The sequence below is a fragment of the Pseudomonas sp. NBRC 111133 genome, assembly GCF_001320605.1.
In the GTDB taxonomy this organism is placed as follows: Bacteria; Pseudomonadota; Gammaproteobacteria; order Pseudomonadales; family Pseudomonadaceae; genus Aquipseudomonas; species Aquipseudomonas monteilii.
This window is the reverse complement of the sequence record NZ_BCBJ01000084.1, coordinates 15071-33197: the sequence shown is the minus strand read 5'-3', so window position 1 is coordinate 33197 and position 18127 is coordinate 15071. Positions and strand designations below refer to the sequence as shown.

22 protein-coding genes and 1 pseudogene are annotated in these 18127 nt (G+C 63.3%); 12 read left to right on the top strand and 11 right to left on the bottom strand.

The window, feature by feature from the left end:
* From APH36_RS20045 to APH36_RS20030, 4 genes are all read right to left on the bottom strand, one after another.
* On the bottom strand, positions 1 to 878 hold an 878-nt coding region (locus APH36_RS20045), incomplete at its 3' end, for an agmatine/peptidylarginine deiminase (RefSeq protein WP_060499977.1).
* A 3-nt stretch (positions 879 to 881) separates the two neighbouring features.
* Positions 882 to 1967: an extracellular solute-binding protein gene (locus APH36_RS20040; protein ID WP_060499976.1), complete on the bottom strand. Its 1086-nt coding sequence runs from the start codon at positions 1965 to 1967 to the stop codon at positions 882 to 884.
* A gap of 2 nt (positions 1968 to 1969) precedes the next feature.
* Positions 1970 to 2866, bottom strand: a complete 897-nt coding sequence (gene aguB, locus APH36_RS20035; protein WP_060499975.1) for an N-carbamoylputrescine amidase — start codon at positions 2864 to 2866, stop codon at positions 1970 to 1972.
* Positions 2863 to 3903, bottom strand: a complete 1041-nt coding sequence (locus APH36_RS20030) for an agmatine/peptidylarginine deiminase (protein ID WP_060499974.1) — start codon at positions 3901 to 3903, stop codon at positions 2863 to 2865. Before APH36_RS20030 ends, aguB begins: the two co-directional genes overlap by 4 nt.
* A 135-nt stretch (positions 3904 to 4038) precedes the next feature.
* On the opposite strand from APH36_RS20030, the gene APH36_RS20025 reads away from it, so the two are divergent.
* The 3 genes from APH36_RS20025 (at position 4039) to APH36_RS20015 (ending at position 7255) form a co-directional block, all read left to right on the top strand.
* Positions 4039 to 4899 carry a LysR substrate-binding domain-containing protein gene (locus tag APH36_RS20025; RefSeq protein ID WP_060499973.1) on the top strand — a complete coding sequence of 287 codons (861 nt, stop codon included), beginning with the start codon at positions 4039 to 4041 and terminating at the stop codon, positions 4897 to 4899.
* A gap of 136 nt (positions 4900 to 5035) precedes the next feature.
* Positions 5036 to 6247: an enoyl-ACP reductase FabV gene (gene fabV, locus APH36_RS20020; RefSeq protein ID WP_060499972.1), complete on the top strand. Its 1212-nt coding sequence runs from the start codon at positions 5036 to 5038 to the stop codon at positions 6245 to 6247.
* A 105-nt stretch (positions 6248 to 6352) separates the two neighbouring features.
* Positions 6353 to 7255, top strand: coding sequence for an alpha/beta fold hydrolase (locus APH36_RS20015; protein WP_060499971.1), 903 nt, complete (start codon positions 6353 to 6355; stop codon positions 7253 to 7255).
* Positions 7256 to 7299: 44 nt separating this feature from the next.
* On the opposite strand, the gene APH36_RS20010 is transcribed toward APH36_RS20015, so the two are convergent.
* From APH36_RS20010 to APH36_RS19995, 4 genes are all read right to left on the bottom strand, one after another.
* Positions 7300 to 7641: a HopJ type III effector protein gene (locus tag APH36_RS20010; RefSeq protein WP_060499970.1), complete on the bottom strand. Its 342-nt coding sequence runs from the start codon at positions 7639 to 7641 to the stop codon at positions 7300 to 7302.
* The gene (locus APH36_RS20005) at positions 7634 to 7930 is read right to left on the bottom strand and encodes a DUF1244 domain-containing protein (RefSeq protein ID WP_060499969.1); all 297 of its coding nucleotides are present in this window, start codon (positions 7928 to 7930) and stop codon (positions 7634 to 7636) included. Before APH36_RS20005 ends, APH36_RS20010 begins: the two co-directional genes overlap by 8 nt.
* A 9-nt stretch (positions 7931 to 7939) precedes the next feature.
* Positions 7940 to 8632: a dihydromonapterin reductase gene (folM, locus tag APH36_RS20000; protein WP_060499968.1), complete on the bottom strand. Its 693-nt coding sequence runs from the start codon at positions 8630 to 8632 to the stop codon at positions 7940 to 7942.
* 77 nt (positions 8633 to 8709) lie between these two features.
* Positions 8710 to 9270 (bottom strand): hypothetical protein, encoded by a 561-nt coding sequence (locus APH36_RS19995; protein WP_060499967.1) that lies wholly within the window; start codon positions 9268 to 9270, stop codon positions 8710 to 8712.
* A 218-nt stretch (positions 9271 to 9488) separates the two neighbouring features.
* Between APH36_RS19995 and APH36_RS19990 the strand changes: the two genes are divergently transcribed.
* The gene (locus APH36_RS19990) at positions 9489 to 10424 is read left to right on the top strand and encodes a MerR family transcriptional regulator (RefSeq protein WP_060499966.1); all 936 of its coding nucleotides are present in this window, start codon (positions 9489 to 9491) and stop codon (positions 10422 to 10424) included.
* On the opposite strand, the gene APH36_RS19985 is transcribed toward APH36_RS19990, so the two are convergent.
* Positions 10409 to 11026, bottom strand: coding sequence for a hypothetical protein (locus APH36_RS19985; RefSeq protein ID WP_060499965.1), 618 nt, complete (start codon positions 11024 to 11026; stop codon positions 10409 to 10411). The genes APH36_RS19990 and APH36_RS19985 overlap by 16 nt on opposite strands.
* A 59-nt stretch (positions 11027 to 11085) precedes the next feature.
* Positions 11086 to 11514 (bottom strand): PAS domain S-box protein, encoded by a 429-nt coding sequence (locus APH36_RS19980; RefSeq protein WP_060499964.1) that lies wholly within the window; start codon positions 11512 to 11514, stop codon positions 11086 to 11088.
* Positions 11515 to 11630: 116 nt separating this feature from the next.
* Here APH36_RS19980 and APH36_RS19975 point away from each other — a divergent pair, with 116 nt between their 5' ends.
* Positions 11631 to 12086, top strand: a complete 456-nt coding sequence (locus tag APH36_RS19975) for a flavodoxin (protein ID WP_060499963.1) — start codon at positions 11631 to 11633, stop codon at positions 12084 to 12086.
* A gap of 67 nt (positions 12087 to 12153) precedes the next feature.
* On the opposite strand, the gene APH36_RS19970 is transcribed toward APH36_RS19975, so the two are convergent.
* Positions 12154 to 13047 (bottom strand): LysR family transcriptional regulator, encoded by an 894-nt coding sequence (locus APH36_RS19970; RefSeq protein ID WP_060499962.1) that lies wholly within the window; start codon positions 13045 to 13047, stop codon positions 12154 to 12156.
* A gap of 98 nt (positions 13048 to 13145) precedes the next feature.
* Here APH36_RS19970 and APH36_RS19965 point away from each other — a divergent pair, with 98 nt between their 5' ends.
* The 7 genes and pseudogenes from APH36_RS19965 to APH36_RS19935 all read left to right on the top strand — a co-directional run bounded on the left by APH36_RS19965 (position 13146) and on the right by APH36_RS19935 (position 18115).
* Positions 13146 to 13532 (top strand): CidA/LrgA family protein, encoded by a 387-nt coding sequence (locus APH36_RS19965; protein WP_060499961.1) that lies wholly within the window; start codon positions 13146 to 13148, stop codon positions 13530 to 13532.
* Positions 13522 to 14208 (top strand): LrgB family protein, encoded by a 687-nt coding sequence (locus APH36_RS19960; protein WP_016713477.1) that lies wholly within the window; start codon positions 13522 to 13524, stop codon positions 14206 to 14208. The genes APH36_RS19965 and APH36_RS19960 overlap by 11 nt, the downstream gene beginning before the upstream one ends.
* A 176-nt stretch (positions 14209 to 14384) precedes the next feature.
* Positions 14385 to 15255: pseudogene (locus tag APH36_RS19955) on the top strand (alpha/beta fold hydrolase).
* A gap of 114 nt (positions 15256 to 15369) precedes the next feature.
* On the top strand, positions 15370 to 16281 hold the full coding sequence (locus tag APH36_RS19950) for an SDR family oxidoreductase (RefSeq protein WP_060499960.1): 912 nt from the start codon (positions 15370 to 15372) through the stop codon (positions 16279 to 16281).
* Between the two features lie 126 nt (positions 16282 to 16407).
* Complete coding sequence (locus APH36_RS19945) at positions 16408 to 16971, top strand: GNAT family N-acetyltransferase (RefSeq protein ID WP_016713234.1); 564 nt, start codon at positions 16408 to 16410, stop codon at positions 16969 to 16971.
* A 197-nt stretch (positions 16972 to 17168) separates the two neighbouring features.
* Positions 17169 to 17708 (top strand): hypothetical protein, encoded by a 540-nt coding sequence (locus APH36_RS19940; protein WP_060499959.1) that lies wholly within the window; start codon positions 17169 to 17171, stop codon positions 17706 to 17708.
* A 20-nt stretch (positions 17709 to 17728) separates the two neighbouring features.
* Positions 17729 to 18115 (top strand): lysozyme inhibitor LprI family protein, encoded by a 387-nt coding sequence (locus APH36_RS19935; protein ID WP_060499958.1) that lies wholly within the window; start codon positions 17729 to 17731, stop codon positions 18113 to 18115.
* Positions 18116 to 18127: the final 12 nt, after the last annotated feature.

The following is an 18127-nucleotide window of genomic DNA, read 5'->3' as shown; positions in this document are numbered from 1 at the left end:
CGCCGCCCACGCATTGGCGGTGACACCACATGTATCTGCAACTTGCGCCCCTCGGCATCGGTGGCCTGCCTGAGGATATCCAGGTGCTTGCGCGTCACGGCGTAATCATACGAATCCGGGTCATTGTCGAGATTGGCAATGACCACCCCCGGCCGCACGAAGCGGGCATAGAAATCCACATGCCCGTCGGTAATGTCGTTGCCGGCGATGCCTGGCAGCCAGATGACCTTGCTCAACCCAAGGCGCGCCTTGAGCTCCGCCTCGACGTCGGCCTTGCTCCAGCCCGGGTTGCGGTTGGCGTTGATCCAGCTGCTCTCGGTCATGATGCCAGTGCCATGGCCATCCACTTCAATGGCGCCACCTTCACCTACCAGCTCGCTGCGTTGGTACTGACCGCCCGCCAGGGTAGCGACCCGTTTGGCCAGCTGCGCATCGTTGCGGTGGCGCTGCTTGTTGCCCCAGCCGTTGAAATTGAAGTCCACCGCACCCAGCGCGCCGTCGTCATCGAGGACGAAGTTGGCGCCAATGTCGCGCATCCAGATATCGTCCAGGTTGCATTCGACAAAGCGGGTGCGTGGGCTGCCACAGTGCTGCTCGGCCAGCTTGCGTTCGCTGGCCCGGCAGAACACGGTGACCGGCTGATAACGCGCGATGGCCTGGGCGATACGGCCCAGGGCAGCTTGCACATCGGCGGTGAAGTCTTCCCAAATGGCATCCTGCGCGCCAAAGGCGATGAAGGCGCGTTGCTGTGGTTCACCTTCGTCGGGCATGAACCAGCGCCCCGGTTCTTCAGCGCGGGCCAGGCCCAGCGGCAGGCCAAGGCCGGTGCCGAGGCCAGCGGCCAGTGACAGTTGCAGGAAGGTTCTACGGCTAGGCATGGGTCAGTCCTGTGCAGTCTTGAAGCGTGTCCACACGCGCATGCGTGCCCGCATGTCGGCCTGTGGGATATCACGTCCCGGAATCAGCCGGGTGTAGGTGGCTTCGTCGAGGTAGATGTCGGGGTTGTCGCGCATGCGCGGGTCCACGGCCTGGCGCGCTTTGGCGCTGGCGGTGGGGTAGCCGGTGAAGTTGCTGATGGCGGCCATGTTTGCCGGGCGCATGACGAAGTTGATGAAACGATAGGCGTATTCCGGGTGCTTGGCATCGGCCGGGATGGCCATGGTGTCCATCCACACCGTGGTGCCCTGGCGGGGGACACGGTATTGGAAGTCCAGGTGCTTGCCTGCGGCATCGGCGGTACGCTGGGCCTGGATCACGTCGCCGCTGTAGCCCAGCGACACACACAGGTTTTCGTTGACCAGTTCGGTCACCGGCTGCGACTGGAACTTGCGCACGTACGGGCGTATGGCCTTGAGCAGTTCGCTGGCGGCGGCCAGGTCTTCACGCTTGGCGCTGCGCGGCTCGCGGCCCAGGTAGTTGAGCACCACGGCTAGCACTTCGTCGGGCGAGTCGATCACCGAAATGCCACAGTCGGCGAACTTGGCGGCCAGCGCTGGTTTGAACAGCAGGTCGAGGTTGTCCAGCGGCGCATCGGGCATGCGCTGGCGGACTTTGTCGGCATTCACCGTCAGGCCGATGGTGCCCCAGGTGTAGGGCACGGTGGCCTGGCTGGCCTTGGGGTAGCGAGCATGCAGCTGGCGCAGGCCGGGCTCGATGTCGTCCAGTGCCTCAAGGCGGCTGTGGTCCAATGGCTGCAGGCTCCCGGCGCGCATCAGCCGCTCGGCAACGGTGTCACCGGGGAACACCAGGTCGTAGCCACTGCGCCCTGACATCAGCTTGGCTTCGAGCACTTCACTGCCATCCATGACGTCGTAGATCACCTGGATGCCGGTTTCGGCCGTGAACTGCTTGAGGGTGTCTTCGGCAAAATAATCGGCCCAGTTGTACAGGCGCAGCACGGGCTGTTCGGCCTGTGCCTGGCTGGCGCAGACGGCCAGCGCCATTGCGGCTAGAACGTGGCGTTTCATGCTCAGGCCCTCAGGGTGTGTGGATGCTTGCCGTCCAGGGTCAGCAGGGGGGCGTACATCTCTGGGCGACGATCGCGGTAGATGCCCCAGCTCAGCCGGTCTTCGCGCATGGCTGCAAGGTCCAGGTCGTGCAACCAGATGCCCGTGTTGTCGCGGTCCGCCTCGCTGAGCATGGCGCCCTTGTGGTCACAGATGAACGACGAGCCATAGAAGCGCATGGACAACGATGCATCGCTGGCCGCGACCTCCTCACCGACGCGATTGGCCGCCACCACCGGCAGCAGGTTGGCGGCGGCGTGGCCGCGCATGGCTATTTGCCAATGGTCACGCGAGTCCAGTTCGGCGCAGCCGGGCTCGGAGCCGATGGCGGTGGGGAACAGCAGCACTTCAGCACCCATCAAGGCCAGGCAACGGACCGTTTCGGGGAACCACTGGTCCCAGCAGATACCAATGCCCAGTCGCCCGAACGCGGTGTCCCAGACCTTGAAGCCCGTGTCGCCGGGGCTGAAATATTCCTTCTCCTGGTAGCCAATGGCGTTGGGGATGTGGGTCTTGCGGTATACCCCCAGCAGGCGGCCATCGGCATCGGCCACGGTCAGCGAGTTGAAAAAGGCATTGCCGGCGCGCTCGTACCAGCTAAGCGGTAGCACCACGCCCAGCTCGCCGGCCAGCGCCGCGAAGCGCTGCAGTATCGGGGTGTCGGGATAGGGCTGGGCGAGGGCCTGGTGCTGGTGGTGTTGTTCGATGCAGAAGTACGGGGTGGCGAACAGCTCTTGCAGCAGGATCACCTGGGCACCTTTGGCAGCAGCCTGGCGCACCAGGTGTTCGGCGCGGTCGAGGTTATCGGGCAGGTTCCAGCTGCACGGCATCTGCGTGGTGGCCACGCGCAGCAGGCTCATGGCTGTACCTGCGGCTGTTGCTGGGTGATGCAGTGAATGCCGCCACCGCCGTGGGCAATGTGGTCGATGCGCACCGGTACGATCTCGCGGCCCGGGAAGGCGTGGGCCAGTTGCGCAGCTGCGTCCTGGTCGGCTGCGATGCCATAGGCCGGCATGATGATTGCGCCGTTGGCGATGTAGAAGTTGGTGTAGGAGGCGCAGAACACCTCGGCATTCGGGTCAACGGCGGCGCTGGCCTCGTACAGGTCGAGCAGTTCGAAGTGGCGGCCCTGCGCATCGGTGGCCAGCTCCAGGGCGCGGCGGTTTTCCCGCACCACTTCGGCGTACACCGAATGCGGGTCTCGAGTGGCATCCACCAGCAGCACGCCAGGGCGGGCGAAGGCGCACACGCCATCGACGTGGCCGTCGGTCATGTCGCCGGTGACGTACTGCGGGTCACCTGGCAGCCAGATGGTCTTGCGGATGCCCAGGTGGCGGGCGAAACAGGCCTCGAAATCGGCCTTGCTCACGCCAGGGTTGCGGTTGGGGTTGAGCAGCACCGATTCGGTGGTGATCAGCGTGCCTTCGCCGTCGACATGAATCGCACCCCCTTCGTTGCACAGTGCAGTGCTGAACCCGTCCAGGCCCAGCTGGTCGAGGATGCGCCGGCCCAGGCTGCGGTCTTGGCTGTGCTGCGACTTGCCGCCCCAGGCATTGAAGCGCCAGCTCAGGCCGGCCAGGCCGTGCTGCGGGTGGCAGATGAAGCTCGGGCCGCTGTCACGGCACCAGCTGTCGTCCACCGCCAGTTCGATCAGCTCGATGTTGGCATCACACAGGGCGCGGGCGCTGGCCACGGCGGACGGGGCGGCCACCATCTTCACCGGCTCGAAACGGGCGATGGCCGCTGCGACTCGGGCGTAGTCCTGCTGGACATCGGCCAGGCGCACGTTCCAGCCGCTTTCCCACAGGGCCTGATTGTGTGGCCAGACCATCCAGGTTGCCGCGTGGCGTGCCCATTCGGCGGGCATGCGCCAGCCGCTGTCGAGGGACAGGTGCATAGTGAACTCCGATCTATTAGGGTTTTTTATCAACGAAGCCCGCCGTCGCGGGTGTTGGTGTTCATGCTATGGCTAGGCATGGCTGGCGACAAACGATAGATTTAGCGCACATTTGATTAGCAGGGCTTATCAATCATGCTTAAACACTGGCCACCCCTGAATGCCCTGCGCGGCTTCGAGGCCGCCGCGCGACTGGGTAGCTTCCACAAGGCCGCCGAGGCGCTGAACCTGACCCAGTCGGCCATCAGCCAGCAGATCCGCAGCCTGGAAACCTACCTGGAACAGCCGCTGTTCTACCGCAGTGGCCGCAGCGTGAGCCTGACAGACGCCGGGCACGACCTGCTCAGTACCACGCAATCATTGCTGCAGCACCTGGCCGTGGGCATTCGTCGGCTCGACCAGTACCGCAAGCCCAACCAGTTGGTGGTGAATACCAGCCCGGCGTTTGCCAGGCACTGGCTGTTGCCGCGACTGACGGACTTCCATCAGCGCTGCCCGGAGGTGGACTTGTGGTTGTTCACCAGTTTCGAGGTGCCGGACATGGCCACCGAAACCATCGATCTTGCCATCCGCGACGACCTCAGTGCTCAGGCCGAGTGCAGTTTCAGCGTGCTGCATCAAGACCAGCTGTACCCGGCTTGCCACCCAGCCTTGCTGCAAACGCCGGTACAGCAGCGCACCACGCTGCATGGCGAGCGCGAAATGGACTGGAGCCACTGGCAACTGGAAGGCGGCGAAGAGGTGGGGCAGCAGGGCAAAGGGTTGAACTTTTCCGACCCCGGTTTGTTGCTGGATGCGGCGAGCGAGGGGCTTGGGGTGGCGTTGGTCAGCCAGTTGCTGGCGCGGCGGGCAGTGGAAGAGGGGCGTTTGCAGGCGTTGTCGGCGCAGCGCGTTCGCGGGCCCGCGTGGGCTTGTCTGGTACATCGGGACAGTCAGGATGATCCGCTGGCCAGGCAGTTTCTGGATTGGCTTAGAGCGGCTTTACTGCCGGATTGAGGTTGCCACCGTTTTGCATCCCTTTGATCACCCCGTAATATGTGTCGGATAACCTGCGGGGGTAGTCTCACCCTCTGATCAATCGGAATCGCCTCAAGCGGCGCTTCCCCGGCATAAACCTGACGAGGTACAGACATTGGCCATCATTCATCCTAAGGTTCGCGGTTTCATCTGCACCACGACTCACCCCAAGGGCTGCGAGCTCAACGTCCGTGACCAGATCGAAGCCACCCGCAAGCTGGGCGTGCGCGAGGATGGCCCGAAGAAGGTCCTGGTCATCGGTGCTTCCAGCGGCTATGGCCTGGCGGCCCGCATCACCGCAGCGTTCGGCTTCAAGGCCGACACCCTGGGTGTGTTCTTCGAAAAACCAGGCACCGAAACCAAGGCCGGCACTGCTGGCTGGTACAACGCCGCTGCCTTCGACAAGTTTGCCAAGGCCGAGGGCCTGTACAGCAAGTCGATCAACGGTGATGCCTTCTCTGACGAGGCCCGTGCCAAAGTCATCGAACTGATCAAGAACGAAATGGGTGGCAAGGTTGACCTGGTCATCTACTCGCTGGCTTCGCCTGTGCGCAAGCTGCCGCAAACCGGCGAACTGGTGCGTTCGGCCCTGAAGCCAATCGGCCAGCCATACAAGTCGACCGCCATCGACACCAACAAGGACACCATCATCGAGGCCAGCATCGAGCCGGCCACCGAGCAGGAAATCGCCGACACTGTCACCGTCATGGGGGGCCAGGACTGGCAGCTGTGGATCGACGCCCTGGCGGGCGCTGACGTGCTGGCCGAAGGCGCCCGCACCGTGGCCTTCAGCTACATCGGCAGCGACATCACCTGGCCGATCTACTGGCACGGCGCGCTGGGCCAGGCCAAGCAGGACCTGGACGAAACCGCCCTGCGCCTGGACCAGAAACTGGCCGGCGAACTCAAGGGGGGCGCCAACGTGGCGGTGCTGAAGTCGGTGGTCACTCAGGCCAGCTCGGCCATTCCGGTGATGCCGCTGTACCTGTCGATGGTCTTCAAGATCATGCAGGAGAAGGGCGTTCACGAAGGCACCCAGGACCAGCTGGACCGCATGTACCGCGACCGTATGTACCGTGCCGACGGTGCCCCGGCCGAACTCGACGAGAAGGGCCGCCTGCGTCTGGACGATTGGGAACTGCGTGACGACGTGCAGAGCGCCTGCAAGGCCCTGTGGCCACAGGTGACCACCGAGAACCTGTTCGAGCTGACCGACTATGCCGGTTACAAGAAGCAGTTCCTCAACCTGTTCGGCTTCGAGCGTGCTGACGTCAACTACGACGAAGACGTGGCTACCGATGTGAAGTTCGACTGCGTCGAGCTGTAATCGGCGATAGCCTGTACCGGTCCTTTTGCGGGTTCACCTGCGAACGGGCCGGTACAGGCTATAAAATCTTTGCTAGTTTTGGCGCACAACAACAGGGAATGCGCCATGAGCAGCCTCACCCAACCCGCCACAGCCTTTCGCCACCCCGCAGCCGACGGTTACAGCCTCGGCGGTTTCTGCTGGCGCCACGCCCAGCCAGACCCCCAGCGCCCGCTGGTGATCATCAACGCTGCCACTTCGGTACGCTGCCGTTATTACTCACGCTTTGCCGACTTCCTGTTCGCCCAGGGCTTCGATGTGCTGACCTACGATTACCGGGGTATCGGCGAATCCCGCCCGGCTTCGTTGCGCGGTTTTCAGGCTTCATGGAGCGACTGGGGCAGGCTCGATTTCGAAGCCATGCTGGCGCATGCGGCAACGCATTTCCCTGGCCAGCTGGTGGATGTGGTGGGGCACAGTTTCGGCGGCTGTGCAGTGGGCCTGGCGCCATCTGCCAATCGGGTGCGCCGCGTGGTGATGGTGGGCGCGCAGTTTGCTTACTGGCGCGACTACGCGGCCGACCAGCGCTGGCAGCTGTTTGGCAAGTGGCATGTGGTGATGCCGCTATTGAACCGGGTGTTTGGCTACTTTCCCGGCAAGCGCCTGGGTTGGCTGGAGGACACGCCGTCCGGGGTGGTGCACGACTGGACCACACGAACCCCGCGTTACGAACACCGGCCCAGCGGCCGTGAACTGAAAACGCTCCCGTTCGCTCAGGTGCGGGCGGCAACCCTGGCCATCAGCCTGACCGATGACCCTTTCGGCACCGTCGCGGCCACCGAGCGTTTGCTGCGTTATATGCAGGGTGCCCGGCACCTGCGCATCGCGCCTGTGGATATCTCGGTCGAGGAAATTGGCCACTTCGCGTTCTTCCATGACCGCTTTCGCGAAAGCCTGTGGCCGGTAGCCTTGCAGTGGTTGCAGCAGGGAGGGCTGGAAGAAGGAGGGCCTGGCACCATCATGGATTGATGGTGGGCTCAAAATTTTGGGGCCGTAAAGCGGCCCCGGCTATCTCAAGCCTTGCGCGCCAAAGGCTGCGCAGCAAACTTCACCCCAGCCAGCCCATGCTTGATCAGCGCACGGATATTGCCATGGTCGCTACCCTCAGGCGTGGCCACCACATCACGGTAGTGCTCGCCAAAGGCCAGCAGCGCTTCCTGATCGCTCAGCCCTTCCAGCAGTGCCAGGCCCAACGTCTTGCACGAACCTTCGTTCTGCCCAGCCGCATTTTCCACGCCACCATTGTTGAAGGCCTGGGGCTGGTAGCTGTAATTGTCGGCAATGAACGCCAGGGTATCGGCAAATACATGTTGGCCGCTGGCCAGGCTGGTGCGCAGGGTGTTCAGATCAGTCACGAGGTTTTCCTTTTTCGAACGCCGCTTGTTGTTCGGCGCTGGCTTCTTTCTGGTGTTGGGCTTTCCACTCGGCGTAGGGCATGCCGTACACCGTTTCGCGGGCGTCATCCAGGCTCAGGTCGAGCTGGCGCTCGTCCGCTGCGGCCTTGTACCACTTGGACAGGCAGTTGCGGCAGAAACCGGACAGGTTCATCAGGTCGATGTTCTGCACGTCGGTGCGCTTTTGCAGGTGTTCGACCAAACGCCGGAACGCGGCGGCTTCGAGTTCGAGCTGTTGCTGTGGGGTCATGGGCGTCTCTCAAGTCATGCGGTTTTTCAAGTGGCGGCCGCCGTTGATGACCACCTGGCTGCCGGTGCTGTACTGGCTGGCGAGCAGGTACTTGACGGTCTCGATCAGCGGGCCGGCGCCGGGTTCGAATTCCAGCAAGGCCTTTTTCAGGGTTTGCTGGCGGTAGGCTTCATCGCCCCCTTCCTTGAGGATCAGCAGCCCAGGCAGGATACCGTTCACATGCACCTTGGGCGCATATTTTTCGGCGAACGACAGCACCATGTTCTGCAGCGCGGCCTTGGTGGCGGCATAACCGATGTGGCTCTTGCTGCCGCGTGAGGACGTTTCGTCGCAGATGTGGATGATGTCGGCTTTGTCCACCCTGGCCAGCAGGTCGCCCAGGGCCAGGTTGAGGTGGTAGGGCGCTTCGACGTGCAGGCGGAACATGGTTTCGAGGTTGTCGAGCCCGTCATCAAGCCACAGCGAGGCATTGTGGATGATGGCGCGCAGGCCGTCGTAATGGCTGTGCAGGTGATCGATCAGGGCCTGGCGGTCGGCCGCCTGGCACAGGTCGGCCTGGAACTGCACGATGTTCGGGTGGGCCGTCTGTGGCTGGACACTGCGGCTGGCACTGACCACTGTATGGCCGGCCTGTGCCAGTTCAAGGGCCAGGGCCAGCCCGACGCGCTGGCTGGCTCCGGTAACGAGAATGGGGCTGTTCATGTTCGGGCGGTCAACTTGTCTGTCCTTTGGTTGCCACCCAGCATACCCGAACTGTTTCCCTGTTGTATGGCCTGCCCTCAGCGGCTGCGCAGGGCGCCAGGGGGCGTTGGGGTGGCATGCAGCCAACCGGCCAGCAGGCGGGTGGACAGGGGGATGAACAGGTAGACCATCACGGGTGTCAGCGCCAGGGTGCTGAGCAGTACCCGGGGTACCAAGTCCAGCGCTGCCAACCAGTGGCCAAACAGCAGGTTGAACAGCAACGAGACTGGGAAGAATGCCAGCCAGATCGCCACGGCCTGTTTCCAGCGGGGTGGTTTTTGCACCGTGTTGGTGCCAAACCAGTCGTCGATACCCCTTACGCGCGCCTCTTTGGGACGTTCGAACAGGCCGTTGCCGCGTTGTAACCAGGCCCGGCGCGAGGCGGAGTGTTCCCAGGCATGCAGGGTGGGCTCGTCGCTGAAGCGGAAGATAATCTGGAATTCGTCGCCATCGCGGGGCGGCGCAAGGATGCCCGAGCCAAGGTAGCCGGGAAAGTCGGTGGCCAGCTGCTCGCCTTCATGCAACCAGGCCAGCAAGTCCTGGTAGCGGCCATGGGCGGCGCGGCGCGACACCATCAGGGTGACGGGTGGGGTAGACATCGTGTATCTCCTGGCAACGGGGCTGGCGGGTAGCTGGCCCCTTTGGCTGTGTGGCCCGGGGTGGTGGGCGACACAGGCGTGCATGCAAGAATCGGGCGCGGATTATCGCGCATGTGCGATCTGCGGCAAATGTCATCCGGCAAACGGTTGCACCCTGCGGCGCGTGCCGTCGCAGTAGAATACCCGTTCAACTTCCGCACTCAGGGTACCCCTTGCAGATGAACGAACAGCGACGTAATCCGGTGATCGATGCGAGTTTCGGACAGAAGGAGCTGTTTCCAATTCGTGAAGTTTCCCGTCTGACCGGTGTCAACGCTGTGACCCTGCGGGCCTGGGAGCGTCGTTATGGCCTGATCCAGCCAATCCGTACCGACAGTGGCCACCGCCTGTATTCCCAGGCCGATATCGATGAAATCCGCCGTATCCTCGGGTGGCTGGAGCGCGGTGTGGCGGTCAGCAAAGTGGGCAGTATTCTTGCGCGTGGCCATGCCCTTGCCGACCAGGCCGGTGATGCGACGGACGCCTGGCTACGCTGGCAGCACCAGATCCGCCTGGCGGTGCAGCGTTTCGACATGGCGGGCCTTGATCTGCTTTTCCAGGAGGTGTTTGCCGCCAGCACCCTGGACCACGTTTTCAGCGAAGTGTTCATGCCTGTGTGGCACGACATGGCCGTCCGCCAGGGCGGCTATGGGCAGGCCAGTGAATGGCTGTTCTTTGACCAGTTCTTGCGCGGCCGGGTGTTCGCTCGTTTGCAGCTTGCCCATGTGCCGCGTAGCCGCAGCGTGCTGTTGGCGCCATTACCGGGGCAGTGCCATGAGCTTGAGCTGCTGGTCACCAGCCTGATCCTGGGCAGCGACGAAACAGGTGTGACCCCGTTGGCGAGCGGGCAGCCACTGCAGGAGCTGGCGCTGGTTTGCGAACGCCTGAAGCCGGATGCCCTGGTGTTGTTTTCCCATCAGCCGCTTACCGCAGCACTCATCCGGCACTTGGCTCGCCTAGCGGCGGTATTGGACTGCCCGTTGTTACTGGCCGGTGAGGCGGCGGAAGTGGCACAGGCCAGCCTGGCTGGCAGTGCTATCGCCTGCCTGGGAGCGCAGGGTAGTGTCATGCGCCAGCGGCTGCGGCAGTTTCTGGCAGGTCAGCTAGATACCTGAGTGTGCAGGTCGGGGTGGGCCCGGCGGTGGGCCTGGAGGATGTAGTCGCGCAGACGCTCGATTTCTTCGGCCGGGCTTTGGCTGAGGTCATAGGCCGCCAGGTCCGGGCCAATGCGCCGGCCCAGTATGCCGTGCAGTTCGATCGGGCTGATGCCGCCGGGGGCGAAGCGCAGTTCGAAGCGGGCGGGTGGCGAGGGCAGGTCACGGACTTCCAGCAGCACACCTTTGAAGGAAATATCACGCACCCACAGGCCGCTGATCTCGTCATGGGCACCGAGCAGTGCGCTCGGCTGGTCCATCGACAGGCGCCAAGGGCGCAGCATGGGGCCGTCTTCGTAGATTTCCGGTGAACCCAGTTGCAGGTGCAGGGCGTGGAACTCGTCCTCCACCAATTGCAGGGGGAAGCTGATCTGTTGGTTGTTGAACTGGGCCTGCAAGGTAACCTGTTCGTTCGCCACCAGCCGGGTGAGCAGGCTCTGGATGCGGCGGTCGCCATTGACCAGCAGGCTCGACATGGAGTCGGCCAGGTTCAATTGTGGCGAATGCTGCATGTTCTGGATGAAATCCAGCTCGGCCTGGGTCAGGAGGGCGTCTGCTTGCATGATCGAACTCGGTGGTGGCGATTTCTTCATCGGGATTGACCGTGCATGGCGTACTTGGTTCAAGCGCGTTCGTCGGGTTTCGGACGAGCGCACAGTTCCGCCAGTTGCCGTTCCAGTTCGACCTGGCGGCTGACGTCTTTCTGGATACCGATGAAGTAGGTGCGCTGATCCGCAGCGTGCCTTACCGGGGTAATCGACAGCTCGTTCCAGAAGGCGCTGCCATCCTTGCGGTAATTGCGCAGCACTTCGCGGCAGGGGCGGCCTTCGGCCAAGGCCCTGCGGATACGTGCGCGGCCAAGCTGGTCACGGTCGTCCGCCTGCAGAAAGCGGCAATCCTGATAGAGGACTTCATCGCGGCTGTAGCCGGTCAGGCGTTCGAAGGCGGCGTTCACGTAGATCAGGATGGTGTCGTCGCCTTCCTGTTCGGCAACCACGATCCCGTCATTGGACGCATCGACCATCGATTGCAGCAATTGCGCATTGATCATGTTCGGGCCATTGGGCAAAGAGGGGCTGAGGACGGAGACTTTGGTAGAGGCGGCCTTTTGCCAGCGCCGGATGCTAGTATCCTACGTTTTTACTCAGTTTCGGAATCCTCTACCCGATGAAAGTCGCCATTATTTCCGGATCGGTCTATGGCACCGCCGAAGAAGTCGCCCGTCACGCTGAAACGCTGCTCAAGGCAGCGGGCCTGGAGGCCTGGCATGCGGCACGTGCCACCCAGCATGACCTTGAAGGTTTTGCCCCCGATGCCTTGCTTGCCGTGACCTCGACCACCGGCATGGGTGAATTGCCGGACAACCTCATGCCACTGTACAGCACCCTTCGCGATACCTTGCCTGCGGCCTGGCGTGGTCTACCGGGGGCGGTGATTGCACTGGGTGACTCCAGCTACGGTGATACCTATTGCGGCGGTGGCGAGCAGATGCGCGAGCTGTTTGCCGAATTGGGCGTGCGCGAAGTGCAGCCGATGTTGCGGCTGGATGCCAGCGAGACAGTGACCCCAGAGGCGGATGCCGAGCCTTGGTTGGCTGAATTGGCTCAAGCGCTGAAAGACTGACATATCATTATTGCTGTACTGGCCCTTTCGCGGGTAAACCCGCGAAGAGGCCAGCAAGGCCAACACATTACTTGCAGCCAGGTACCGGGCACTCGCGCAACAATGCCAACCACGCCTTCGCCGCCCGTGACAGGTAGGCCCCACGCCGCCAGATAAAGGCGATGTCCCAGCGCAAATCCGCCGGCGAACGTAGCGGCAAGCGCACCACCCCAGGGCGCTCCAGCGCTTTTGCCACCACACGGGGCAGCAACACCACACCCTGGCCTGCCGCCACCAACGCCGCCAAAAAATCCGCCTGGCCACTGCGGCCGCCTTCCTTCGGGGTAAAGCCCTGTTGCTGGCACGCCTTCAGCAGCCGGTCGTTGAGCACAAAGCTGCGTTGATACAACAGGAACGGCGTATCGGCCAGTTGCCCCAGGTCCACCCCGTCCAGGCTCGCCAATGAATGCCCCGTCGGCAACAGGGCATCCAATGGCTCGTTGCAGAATGGCTGGTAGTCGAACGCCTCGTCGCTGGGTGTCAGGCTACCACCCAGTTCCAGCTCGCCACTCTTGACCGCCTGTTCGACACTGCGGCTACCGCCTTCCAGCAACTGAATCGCGATGTTCGGGTGACGTCGCCGGTACTCGGCAAAAAGCCCGGCGAACAAGGCGTCACTGCCCAACATCGGCAAGCCCAGGCGCAGTTCGCCGCGCTCCATCTGGCTGAGGTCGTCCAGTTCGTTGAGCAGCGCCTGGCGCTGGCGCAGCAGGGCTTCGCCGCGCTCCAGCACAATGCGCCCGGCCGCTGTCAGGTGCAGCTGGGAGGCCTGGCGCTCCAGCAGCGGCTGGCCCACATCTTGCTCCAGCTGCGCCACCTGCTTGCTCACGGCCGATTGACTGATGTGCAGGGTTTGCGCGGCCTGGGTAAAACCACCGCGGTGGACCACTTCGAAAAAACTGCGCAGCTGTTTGAATTCCATGCTCTGAATTCCATTCTGGAATGGCGATCAGTCTAACAATTCGCTTCTGGCCTAGGCAGCCAAATCTTAAAATGAGGGCCTGTCGAGGAACCCCCGCCATGAAACCCGCATTGTTGAAAAAAGCCCTGCGCCTGCTTGTCGAGCTGGCAACTCTTTATGCCTTGTTTCTGCTGGGAGGCCAGCTTGCCACCTGGTTGGATTGGCCGATCCCCGGCGGCGTGATGGGCCTGGCGCTGCTGCTGATACTGTTCGCGTCCGGTGTGCTCAAGCCGGCCATGCTGCAACTGGGCGCCGGCTGGCTGATGGCCGAGATGCTGCTGTTCTTCATTCCGGCGTTGATGAGCCTGCTGGACTACGGCTCGCTGATCCGTGAGGAGGGCTGGCGCATCTTGCTGGTGATCGGCGTTAGCACGCTGATGGTCATGGTGGTGACCGCGCTCACCGTGGAACTGGTGTGCCGCTGGAGGTTGCGCCATGAGCCTTGAACCCATGCCGCTGTTCTGGCTGGCCCTGACCTTGCTGGCCTACCTGGGCAGCCGTTGGCTGTACCGGCGCAGCGGGCGCTACCTGCTGTCGCCGTTGATCCTGGTACCGGTGCTGTTGCTGGCGGTGGCGGTGCCGCTGCACACCGCGTATGCCGAATATGCGCGCAATACCCATTGGTTGATGAGCGTGCTTGGCCCGGTGACCGTCGCCTTCGCGGTGCCCATCTGGCAGCAGCGGGCGATGTTGGCGCGCCATTGGCCGGCGCTGATGGTGGGCATGGTCGCTGGCAGCAGTGCCTCGATCGCCAGTTCCTGGGGGCTGGCGCACCTGCTGGCGCTGGACAGCGCGACCAGCCTGTCGCTGGTGCCGCGTTCGATTACCACACCGTTTGCCATGCCGTTGGCCCATGACCTGGGCGGCGTGCCAGAGCTGACAGCGGTGTTCGTGATGTTCACCGGCGTGCTCGGCGCCATGTTCGGCGGCGTGCTGCTGCGTTGGTTGCCGTTGCGCACGCCGCTGGCACGGGGGGCGCTTTTTGGTGTCGGTGCGCATGGTGCCGGGGTCAGCCGGGCGCAGGAGGTGGGCCGCGAGGAAGGCTCGGTGGCCGGCCTGGTCATGGTGTTGACCGGCTTGCTGAACCTGTTCGCGGCACCGTTGCTGGCCCTGTTGCTCTGACCGTTCGTGCCACTGACTCGCACAGTCATCAAGCTGGCTGGCAACGCAAGTTCCAGCCAGTGTGCTGCTGGCTAGACTTTGCCTCGACACAGAGAGCACATGTATGTGCCGAGGTGACATGCAATGACCGCAGCCTTGCCCTATCCCGTCCCTATCACTTCACCGGGTTACTTCTGATGCCTATGGCCGAAATTCCATTGTGCGTCTGGCGTACCCGGGGACAAAGCTTCAACTTCCGGGGCCAGAGCATCCGCTACTGGACCGCAGGGCAAGGAGAGCCCCTGCTTCTGTTACACGGCTTCCCCACGGCCAGCTGGGACTGGCACTACCTGTGGGGGCCTTTGACCCAACGCTTTCGGGTGATCGCTTGCGACATGCTCGGTTTTGGCGACTCGGCCAAGCCGGTCGATCACGCGTACAGCCTGATGGAGCAAGCCGACCTGCAGCAGGCCTTGCTCGGCCACTTGCAGGTCGACCAGCCTGTGCACCTGTTGGCTCATGACTACGGCGGCAGCGTGGCCCAGGAACTGCTGGCGCGGCATCACGAACAGCGGCCTGTTCCCCGAAAGCTGCCGCATGCTGCTGATCCAGAAACTGCTGCTTAGCCGGTTCGGCTGGCTGGTCGGGCGCTCGTTCGGGCGTGACGACCTGGTGCGCAACGTGACCCAGGTCTACGGCCCCTGCACCCACCCCAGCGAAAGTGCGCTGGATGATTTCTGGAGCCTGATCGCCGCCAACCGGGGCACGCGCATCCTGCACAAGCTGGTGAGCTACATGCCCGAGCGCAGGTTGCATCGCGAACGCTGGGTCGGGGCGATGCAGCGCAAAGGCGTACCCCTGCGCTTCATCAATGGCGTGGTTGACCCACTTTCCGGCGGGCACATGCTGGAGCGTTATCGGCAACTGGTGCCGGAGCCGGATACCGTGCAGTTGCAGGGCATCGGCCATTACCCGCACACCGAGGCGCCTGTGCAGGTCCTGCGCCACTACTTGGCTTTTCGGGAACAGCCGCTGAGCTATTACCCGCAGAAAGTGGCGTGGTCCTGACCGGGCCTCATCGCCCTGCGTTATTGCCAGGCATTCAGCCTGCGTGAGCTTGATTGTCCGTCTGCCGCTGGCGGCGGACACTTGGCTGACCTGAACCTGCCTGGAGCCATGAGCATGAGCGAGCCTGTCCGTCTGCAAGATCGCGTGGTGATCGTCACCGGAGCCGGCGGTGGGCTGGGCCGCGCCCATGCGCTGCTGTTCGCCGCGCGGGGTGCCAGGGTCGTGGTCAATGACCTCGGCGGCTCTACCCATGGTGAAGGTGCCAGCGCCTCGGCCGCCGACCGGGTGGTAGAAGAGATCCGCGCCGCCGGTGGCACCGCCATCGCCAACCATGACTCGGTCAGCCAGGGCGCACGCATCGTCGAACAGGCGCTGGACAGCTTCGGTCGGGTCGATGTGCTGGTGAACAATGCCGGCATCCTGCGCGACAAGACGTTCCACAAGATGGACGACAGCGACTGGGAGCAAGTTTATCAGGTGCATGTGGAAGGGGCCTTCAAGGTCACCCGTGCCGCCTGGCCACACCTGCGCGAGCAGAACTGGGGGCGGGTGATCTTCACCGCCTCCACCTCTGGTATCTACGGCAATTTCGGCCAGGCCAACTACGGCATGGCCAAGCTTGGCTTGTACGGGCTGACCCGCACGTTGGCAATCGAAGGGCGCAAGCACGGCATTCTGGTGAACGCCATCGCCCCTACCGGCGGCACCCGCATGACCGAAGGGCTGATCCCGCCTCAGGTCTTCGAGCGGCTCAAGCCGGAACTGGTCAGCCCGCTGGTGGTGTACCTGGGTAGCGAGCAGTGCCAGGGCACGGGCGAACTGTTCGAGGTGGGTGGCGGCTGGGTGGGCAAAGTGCGCTGGGAGCGCAGCCTGGGGGTAGGATTTGATCCGCGCGAAGGCTTTACCCCGGAGCAGGTAGCGGAAAACTGGGCGCGGATTGGTGACTTTGACGGCGCCGTGCACCCGCAGGACAGCCTGCAGGCGCTGCAGCAGATGATGGCGAACCTGCAGAAGTACTCTCTCTGAGAAAGCTGGCACGCTCTCTGTAGAGCGGCCTTGTGTCGCGATGGGCTGCGCGGCAGCCCCGGGATGCCCGAACCCTGCGCTTGACGTTAAACTGTCATCTCCCCAGCAATGGACAGGAGATCCGGCGTGACCCCACCCCGCAGTTTCCCCAGTGACCTCTGCCTCGACAGCCCGCGTCTGCACTTGCGCCCCATGCGCCATGCCGATGCCGCGCAATGGCTGGCGATCATGGCCGACCCCGAGGTCATGCGTTATTGGCACCATGCCCCCTGGCAAGACCTGGCCGAAGCCGAAAGCGCCTTGGCCGCCGACCGAGAAGCCTATGCCAATGGCGACCAGCTCAAGCTCGGTATGTACCGCCGCGACAACGGCGAACTCATCGGCATGGTGCAGCTTTTCAACATCGACGATGTCTCCCGCCGTGGCGAAATCGGCTACTGCCTGGCCAGCGCGGTGCAGGGCAGGGGCTACATGGACGAGGCATTGACCTGCTTCATCGACTACCTCGCCCACACCCTGCACATGCGCCGCCTTGAAGGCGAAATCGACCCACGCAACCAAGGCTCGGCACGCACCCTGGAGCGCCAGGGTTTCGTGCTGGAAGGCACGCTGCGGGCACGCTGGTGCGTGGCCGGCGAGTTGTCCGACTCGGGTCTCTACGGCCTGCTGCTGGAACCGCCTGTTGCATAGTCTGGCGAATAGATACTATTCGGGAGCAATTCTCACTTGTGCCCCGGTGCCCCATGCTCGTAGCCGACTCACCGAGTCCGTACCCGCTTGAACAGCTGTACAGCGAGCACCACGGCGGGGCACCTATTGAGGGTCTGGAAGCGGGGCAGGGGCTGGGTTAAGGTCGTAGCCTGTTCCGCTTCCACCAGGTACATCCCTTGCCCGTTTTCTACCTGAGCATCAGCTTGCTGCTGTACGTACTCGCCCTGTTTTTCGATGGTGCGCTGATGAGCGGCGAGCGCCACATGCCGGCCCTGCAGATGCTGCTGTACGGGCCATGGGGCATGGCCTTCGGGCTGTTCCAATGGTTTGCCAACCCGCTGCTGGCCCTGGCCATCCTTGCCCATCGGCGGTTTCGCAGACTGGCCTTGCTGGCCGGGTTGGCAGCTGTGTACCTGGCCGCCAGCAGTTTCGGAATAGACCGCTTGCCGGACAACCAGAGCTACGCGTTCCATGAGCGGACCGGCTTTGGCGCCGGTTTTTACCTGTGGCTGGCGGCGATGGTGGTGTTTTGTGTAGGCCAGGCCTGGCATTGCTGTAAGGCACGCAGCGCCAACGACATGCCGGGTTGGAGCTGGCTTGATGTAGCGTTGATCGCAGCGTTGGCTGTGACGCTTTACGCGGCAACGCAGATGCCATCGTTGCGCTTCGAGCCGGGCAACGTACTGATGCCACCAGAGCAGCCGCAGACGCTTTGATACCCACAAGGAGGGGGCGCATGACCAAACATTATCTGACAGGCCTGGCACTGGCTTGTGTGCTGCCATTGGCAGTGGCGGACGACTACACGCCGGCCTACGGGCAGTGCATGGACAAGGCCTCCAGCACGGTGGCCATGAGTGCATGCATCCAGGCTGAAACACAGGTGCAGGACCAGCGTTTGAACCTGGTGTACAAACAGTTGATGGGCAAGCTGGAGACTGGGCAGCAGAAAAGCTTGCGTGATGTGCAGCGCAAGTGGATGGCCTACCGCGATGGCAATTGCCAGTTCCATGTGCAGGCCAGTGGCGGGACCCTGGCGCAGTTGGAAGGTGGGACGTGTGTGATGGCCATGACCCGCGACCGGGCGGCGGAGCTGGAGCGGGTGTTTAGCCCGGGGCAGTGAGGTTGTCTTTAC

What these genes read in the sequence shown, in the direction of transcription:
- aguB (WP_060499975.1), bottom strand. Translation starts at nt 2,866, where the DNA reads ATGAGCCTGCTGCGCGTGGCCACCACGCAGATGCCGTGCAGCTGGAAC.
- APH36_RS20015 (WP_060499971.1), top strand. Translation starts at nt 6,353, where the DNA reads ATGAGCAGCCTCACCCAACCCGCCACAGCCTTTCGCCACCCCGCAGCC.
- APH36_RS20025 (WP_060499973.1), top strand. Translation starts at nt 4,039, where the DNA reads ATGCTTAAACACTGGCCACCCCTGAATGCCCTGCGCGGCTTCGAGGCC.
- APH36_RS19975 (WP_060499963.1), top strand. Translation starts at nt 11,631, where the DNA reads ATGAAAGTCGCCATTATTTCCGGATCGGTCTATGGCACCGCCGAAGAA.
- APH36_RS19965 (WP_060499961.1), top strand. Translation starts at nt 13,146, where the DNA reads ATGAAACCCGCATTGTTGAAAAAAGCCCTGCGCCTGCTTGTCGAGCTG.
- APH36_RS20040 (WP_060499976.1), bottom strand. Translation starts at nt 1,967, where the DNA reads ATGAAACGCCACGTTCTAGCCGCAATGGCGCTGGCCGTCTGCGCCAGC.
- APH36_RS19960 (WP_016713477.1), top strand. Translation starts at nt 13,522, where the DNA reads ATGAGCCTTGAACCCATGCCGCTGTTCTGGCTGGCCCTGACCTTGCTG.
- APH36_RS19990 (WP_060499966.1), top strand. Translation starts at nt 9,489, where the DNA reads ATGAACGAACAGCGACGTAATCCGGTGATCGATGCGAGTTTCGGACAG.
- APH36_RS20005 (WP_060499969.1), bottom strand. Translation starts at nt 7,930, where the DNA reads ATGACCCCACAGCAACAGCTCGAACTCGAAGCCGCCGCGTTCCGGCGT.
- folM (WP_060499968.1), bottom strand. Translation starts at nt 8,632, where the DNA reads ATGAACAGCCCCATTCTCGTTACCGGAGCCAGCCAGCGCGTCGGGCTG.
- APH36_RS20030 (WP_060499974.1), bottom strand. Translation starts at nt 3,903, where the DNA reads ATGCACCTGTCCCTCGACAGCGGCTGGCGCATGCCCGCCGAATGGGCA.
- APH36_RS19995 (WP_060499967.1), bottom strand. Translation starts at nt 9,270, where the DNA reads ATGTCTACCCCACCCGTCACCCTGATGGTGTCGCGCCGCGCCGCCCAT.
- APH36_RS19980 (WP_060499964.1), bottom strand. Translation starts at nt 11,514, where the DNA reads ATGATCAATGCGCAATTGCTGCAATCGATGGTCGATGCGTCCAATGAC.
- APH36_RS19950 (WP_060499960.1), top strand. Translation starts at nt 15,370, where the DNA reads ATGAGCGAGCCTGTCCGTCTGCAAGATCGCGTGGTGATCGTCACCGGA.
- APH36_RS19935 (WP_060499958.1), top strand. Translation starts at nt 17,729, where the DNA reads ATGACCAAACATTATCTGACAGGCCTGGCACTGGCTTGTGTGCTGCCA.
- APH36_RS19985 (WP_060499965.1), bottom strand. Translation starts at nt 11,026, where the DNA reads ATGCAAGCAGACGCCCTCCTGACCCAGGCCGAGCTGGATTTCATCCAG.
- APH36_RS19970 (WP_060499962.1), bottom strand. Translation starts at nt 13,047, where the DNA reads ATGGAATTCAAACAGCTGCGCAGTTTTTTCGAAGTGGTCCACCGCGGT.